At 64.0% G+C, this 723-nt stretch carries 1 pseudogene; it reads right to left on the minus strand.

The window, feature by feature from the left end:
• A pseudogene (locus ACERNI_RS10040) lies at nt 1–660 on the minus strand (IS3 family transposase); the annotation flags it as partial.
• Between the last annotated feature and the right edge of the window lie 63 nt (nt 661–723).

Below are 723 nucleotides of genomic sequence, written 5' to 3' on the forward strand. Positions count from 1 at the left end.
GGCCGGTCCGCCTGGAAGTCACGATCCAGGATGTTGCTGGCGATGACTGATCGTTCGCCGTCGTCCTTCGGCTTTCCGCGGCGTCTGGGTCGCGCCCTCATGGCATTCAACCGCATCAGCCGTTCGATCCGGTGCAGGCCGCAGGCAAGCCCCTCTTCGAGAACATCGCGCCAGACGCGGCGGGCTCCATAGGTCCGGTCACTGGCCTTGAAACTCGTTTCGATCGCTCTGACGAGCCTGGCGTCGTGGACCTCACGAGTGCTGGGCGGGCGGGTGAGCCAGGCATGGAAGCCTGAGCGCGAGACCTCCAGAACCTCGCAGAGCCAGCTGATCGGCCAGATGTGGCTATGTTTGGCAATGAAGGCGAACCTCATGTCGCCTCTCGCGCGAAAAAGCCGCAGCTTTCTTCAGGATGTCACGCTCCGCACGCAGCCGCGCGACCTCTTTCTTCAGCGCGGCAATCTCGGCCAGATCGGCGCGCATCTGCCCGTTCCCGGGAAATGCTGTGGCCGGGGTCGCGGTCAGCTCCCGCATCCAGCGGCGCAGCACGCTCTCCGCAACATCGAGGTCACGGGCTGCCTGCGCTACCGCAACGCCACGGTCCCTCACCAGCCTCACGGCCTCGACTTTGAACTCGCGGCTGAACTTCCGCCTCGTCATATCTGCACTCCTGTTCCCTGGTCACGATCTTATCTTCGTGTCCACGAAACCGGCAGCAGGCCA

Source organism: Camelimonas sp. ID_303_24 (genome assembly GCF_053543495.1).